A 5,377-nucleotide genomic window follows, 5' to 3' on the forward strand; every position below is an offset into this window, starting at 1 on the left:
GGTGGTCGCCGCCGCCTGAGCGGCGGACGCCGCCCGCAGGCCGTCCGGGACCCGAGGCGTGGGGTGCGGCGCGCGTCAGCCCTGGCGGGCCTTGAGGCGCGGGTTCTTCTTGTTGATGACGTAGGTGCGGCCGCGGCGGCGGACGATCTGCGACCCGGGCTGGTTCTTCAGCGCACGCAGCAAGTTGCGGACCTTCATGGGGACCTTCATGGGGGCCTCCTGGGGGTCGGTGGGTGTCGGCAGGTCCCGTGGACGGGACCTGACGAGACTAGCGCAAATGAGAGCCAGTCGCACGGCGGCCCGGCAGAGGTCCCCGTCGTGGTCGGCGTCCATGCGGCTCCGCGGCGCAGGCAGGCCACGGAGCTCGCGTGTGAGGCACACGGCAGGCTCGTGTCGGCCGAGGACTGGGGCGAGGACGGACTGGTCCCGGCCTCAGTGCTGGCCGGTGGGCCGGGGACCGTGGTGCTCGAGGTCCCCGCGCAGGTGCCTGTCACCCACGTGATCGGCGAGCTGGCCGACGAGGCGGGGCGCCTGCGCCTCAGGGCCGTCGTGACCGTCGCCTGTCTGCACACGCTCCATGAGGACCTGGCGTCGGACCGATCGCGTGCCCTCGTCGACTGCCTGGAGACGGCCACGCACCATGCCCTCGTCGGTGACGGAGCCTGTGCCGGCGACGTGGCGCAGGCGCGCAGGATCCTGCAGGCGCTGAGCCCGGGAGTCTGGGCGTAGAGGTGCTGCACGCCGGTGCCGCGGCCGATGGGCCGTGGGCGGCGGAGCCCGAGTCGGACGCCGGGGTCGGGGCGGAGGTCGACTGCGCGGGCGGGCTGCGCGCTGCTCAACGGCGAGTGGCCCGAGGGCAGACACGACCCGGGTGTGGCCGTGGCGCGCTACGAGCGCGTCCGGCCCTTCCACCGTGGTCGCCTCGAGGACCTCGCCGCGCGGTGGGAGTGCGAGCAGGCGGCGCGGGCGGCCATGCCGCAGGGAGCACGCAGCGGGCGGCGGGTCTCCGGACTGTGCCGGATCGCGGACCGGCCGCAGGACACCTTCCGTTCACTGGCACGCCTATAGGATGGATGGTCACGTTCCGCGCCGGAGTCCGCTCCGGCCCGAGCCCAGGGAGCACTGCATGGGGGACACCGTGTCCGTCCGCGAATCCGAGCTCGCCGTCGAGCGCGAGCGCGTCGCCGTCCGCTACGCCCGCCTCGACGCGCTGAGGGCGGAGAAGCAGGAGCAGCTGGCCGGCGTGCGGCGCTCCGGCCCGCAGGGGTCGCTGCAGAACCACTCCGAACGCGATGCCTTCGCCGCCCTCTACGAGGACCGGCTGGCCCAGCTGGAGGCGGTGGAGGACCGGCTGGTCTTCGGGCGGCTGGACCTGGACGAGGACGCAGCCGGAGAGGACCCCGGCCCTCGCTACATCGGCCGCATCGGCCTCACAGATGAGCAGCACGAGCGCCTCCTCGTCGACTGGCGGGCCCAGGAGGCCGGCGCATTCTACCAGGCCACGCCGCTCCGGCGCCAGGGGGTGCGCCGTCGTCGTCACCTGATGCTGCGCGGCCGCACGGTGAGGGATCTCGAGGACGAGGTCCTGGACCCGGAGCTGGCGGCGGAGGCTGCGGACGAGATCGCGGTCGGCGGCCAGGGTGCCCTGCTCGCGGCCGTCAGCGCGCGCCGCACCGGGCGCATGCACGACATCGTGGCGACCATCCAGTCCGAACAGGACGAGCTCATCCGGCGCCCGCTGCCCGGGGCAGTGGTGGTCCAGGGCGGCCCAGGGACGGGCAAGACCGCGGTCGCCCTGCACCGGGCGGCCTACCTGCTCTACACGCACCGGGAGCGCCTGGCCAAGGCCGGAGTCCTGCTCGTGGGCCCCTCCGTGGGCTTCCTGAGGTACATCGAGCGCGTGCTGCCCTCGCTCGGCGAGACCGGCGTGGTGATGGCCTCCCTGGGAACACTCTTCCCCGGGGTCTCAGCCGTCCCCGAGTCCGATCCGCGCGCAGCCGTCCTGAAGGGGCGCATCGAGGCCGCCCGGCTCGTGGAGGCGGCGGTGTCCCGCCGCCAGCGCCTCCTCCCGGAGCGGCGTCCCGTGGACGTGGACGGCACGGAGCTCACCCTGTCCCCGGGGATGGTGCGCCGGGCCCGGGAGCGGGCCCGCGCGACGCGCAAGCCGCACAACGAGGCCCGTGAGACCTTCGTGAAGATCCTGGTCCGCGAGCTGGCGGATCAGCTGCGGGAGAGGCTGGAGCAGTCGGCCGGCACCACCGTGAACCGGGACTACCTGCTCGAAGACGTGCGCACGTCCCGCGACGTCCGGGTCGCCCTGAACCTCTGCTGGATGCCGATGACCCCGCAGCGTCTGCTGGCCGAGGTCTTCTCGAAGCGGGAGACGCTGCGTGCCTGCGCACCGTGGCTCAGCGACACCGAGGTCGAGGTGCTTCTGCGTGCCCCCGAGGCGCCGTGGACGGAGGCGGACGTCCCGCTGCTGGACGAGGCCGCCGAACTGCTGGGTGCCCTGCCTGCAGGCGGGCGGGCGGAGGACGGCGAGGCCCAGCACCGCCGCAACGTGGAGAACGCTGAGGCCACTCTGCAGAACGTCCACCAGACCCTGGCGGACATGGGCGTGGACGGCGTGGTGGATGCCGAGACGCTGGCCCGGCAACGAGACGGGGACGGTCCGCCGGACCACCGCCGAGCAGGCACGCCATGACCGCACCTGGACCTACGGCCACGTGGTGGTGGACGAGGCCCAGGAGCTCAGCCCGATGCAGTGGCGGCTGCTGGCCCGGCGCTGCCCACTGAAGTCCTTCACGATCGTCGGGGACATCGCCCAGGCCTCGGCCACCGGCGCCGCAGGGACCTGGGGCCAGGCCCTCGGCGACTCGTTCGGGGACCGTGTGGTCCTCGAGGAGCTCTCCGTCAACTACCGCACCCCGGCGCGCATCGTGCACTGGGCCGCCGCGGTGGCCCGTGCCGCCGGTGCGGAGGTGACCACACCGGACGCCGTGCGCGAGGGGGACCACGAGCCGACGCTCACCCTCGTCTCTCCCGGTGAGCTCGAGCAGATGCTGCTCGCACAGCTGACGAGGCTCCGCGCCCGGGTCCCGGACGGGCTCGGGGCACTCGTGGTGCCGGAGGAGCTCGTCGCCCCGCTCTCCGCGGCCCTCCAGGAGGAGGGGCTCACCGTGGACCGTGTCCCGGCGCCGGGCGTCGACGTGGTCGTCGCGACCGCACGCGAGACGAAGGGGCTGGAGTTCGACGTCGTCGTGCTGGCGTCCCCGGAGCGCCTGGTGGCCGAGGCCCACGGAGTGGTGGGCGACCTCTACGTGGCGATGACCCGGTGCACGCAAGCACTGGCCGTGGTCACCGACGCCCGCGAGGAGCAGCTGCCCGCCGGTCTGGTGCGCTGACCGGCGGAGGCTGCCGGCCGTCGTCGGGAAGCCCGTGGCCGCGTCCCCGGTCCGTGAGACGACACGGACCGGCATGCGCCCGCCGGGCCACGGCCCCGGTCGGTACGCTGAGGCCGTGAGCGCAGACACCCAGAACACCGAGCAGCGCCTGAGCGCGCAGTCCAACGACTCCGGCTTCGAGAACATCTGGCAGGAGCTGAAGTGGCGAGGCCTCGTCCACGTCTCCACGGATGAGGCGGCCCTGGAGAAGGCCCTGTCCGAGGGCTCGGTGAGCTATTACTGCGGCTTCGACCCGACGGCGCCCTCGCTGCACCTGGGCCACCTGGTCCAGCTCCTGCTGATGCGCCGCCTGCAGCTGGCCGGGCACCGGCCGTACGCCCTGGTGGGCGGCGCCACCGGACTGATCGGCGACCCGAGGCAGACCTCCGAGCGCGTGTTGAACACCCGGGAGCTCGTGGGCGAGTGGGTGGACTCGCTGCGCGAGCAGATCCGCCCCTACCTGTCCTTCACGGGGGAGAACGCGGCGACCATGGTGAACAACCTGGACTGGACCGCAGAGATGTCCGCCCTGGACTTCCTCCGCGGGGTCGGGAAGAACTTCCGCGTCGGCACCATGGTGAAGAAGGAGATCGTGGCCAAGCGCCTGCACTCGGAGGAGGGCATCTCCTACACCGAGTTCTCCTACCAGGTGCTGCAGGGCAACGACTTCCTGGAGCTGTTCCGCAGGCACGGCATCACCCTGCAGTCCGGCGGTTCGGACCAGTGGGGCAACCTCACGTCTGGCACGGAGCTCATCCGCAAGGTGGAGGGCGAGCACGTGCACGCCCTCGGCACTCCGCTGATCACGAACTCGGACGGCACGAAGTTCGGCAAATCGGAGGGCAACGCGATCTGGCTGGACGCCCGCATGTGCTCGCCGTACGCCTTCTACCAGTTCTGGCTCAACACGGCGGACGCCGATGTGGTGGACCGGCTCAAGGTGTTCACCTTCCTCTCTCGTGCCGAGATCGAGGAGTACGCGCAGAAGGTGACGGACGAGCCGTTCCGGCGCGAGGCCCAGAAGCGCCTGGCGTGGGAGGTGACCGCGCTTGCCCACGGAGAGGACGCGACCCAGGCCGTCATCGACGCGTCGGCCGCCGTGTTCGGCGGGGGAGACCTGTCCGAAGTGGAGCCGGAGACGTTGAGGTCGGTGCTCTCCGAGCTGGACCAGGCGGACGCCTCGGTGTGGAGCCGCGGGGCGGACGGCAGCGTCTCCATCATCGACCTGCTCGTCTCCACGGGACTGGCCGGCTCGAACTCCGAGGCACGCCGCACCGTCAAGGAGGGCGGTGCCTCGGTGAACAACGTCAAGGTGACGGACCTGGACCAGACCTTCGGTTCCGGCGATGCCCTCGGCGGCCGATGGCTGCTCGTCCGCCGAGGCAAGAAGAAGATGGCGGCAGCCGACCTGGGAGAGTGACAGAGCTCACCGCAGGACCGGGGGTCGTGACCACGTCGGCCGAGAGGCGGTGAAGGCCCTGTCCTCCGAAGGATCCTGCGGAGGACAGGGCCTTCGGCGTGTCCGGCACCCCCGATTTTGCGTGGTGGGTCGGTTGTGTGTAGAGTTCTTTCTCGTGCTGAGGCGCGGAACGGAAGTTCTCAAGCGCCGGGGTGAACACCACGGTCTCCGTGGAAACCATGAGAGACAAGCGGATTTTGGCCGTGATCACTGCAGCATGCCGTTCATTTCCTTTCGGGGTGGATGGTGATTCCTGAAGAGTCGATCGTCTGGTGTGACTGGGTCGGTCCGGTGTGGTAGGGTCTTCGAGGCCTTTCCTGAGGGTCGGTCTGGTTGGACTGTGGATCCGTGTGTTGCTGGTTGTTGCCGGCGGCTGGGTTTGACAGTGGCCGGGTTGATGGTGGTAAGGTTTTTCCTTGTCTGCCTGATCGGTTGGTGAATGGCTTCGGAACACGAAGTTGACACGGACTGAACT

Annotated in this window: 3 protein-coding genes and 1 pseudogene; 3 read left to right on the forward strand and 1 reads right to left on the reverse strand. The window is 71.0% G+C overall.

From position 1 onward, the window contains the following. Window positions 1-75: 75 nt before the first annotated feature. Window positions 76-198 (reverse strand): type B 50S ribosomal protein L36, encoded by a 123-nt coding sequence (gene ykgO / locus AC2W7A_RS09045; RefSeq protein WP_485991077.1) that lies wholly within the window; start codon window positions 196-198, stop codon window positions 76-78. Between the two features lie 192 nt (window positions 199-390). Between ykgO and AC2W7A_RS09050 the strand changes: the two genes are divergently transcribed. The 3 genes and pseudogenes from AC2W7A_RS09050 to tyrS all read left to right on the forward strand — a co-directional run bounded on the left by AC2W7A_RS09050 (window position 391) and on the right by tyrS (window position 4,863). Further along, window positions 391-729: a hypothetical protein gene (locus AC2W7A_RS09050; RefSeq protein ID WP_485991075.1), complete on the forward strand. Its 339-nt coding sequence runs from the start codon at window positions 391-393 to the stop codon at window positions 727-729. Window positions 730-1,126: 397 nt separating this feature from the next. Then, window positions 1,127-3,404: pseudogene (locus AC2W7A_RS09055) on the forward strand (HelD family protein). Window positions 3,405-3,519: 115 nt separating this feature from the next. Next, window positions 3,520-4,863, forward strand: a complete 1,344-nt coding sequence (gene tyrS / locus AC2W7A_RS09060; RefSeq protein WP_485991076.1) for a tyrosine--tRNA ligase — start codon at window positions 3,520-3,522, stop codon at window positions 4,861-4,863. The last annotated feature ends 514 nt before the right edge of the window (window positions 4,864-5,377 follow it).

It is taken from the genome of Micrococcus sp. LASM2_SD2, from assembly GCF_057364565.1.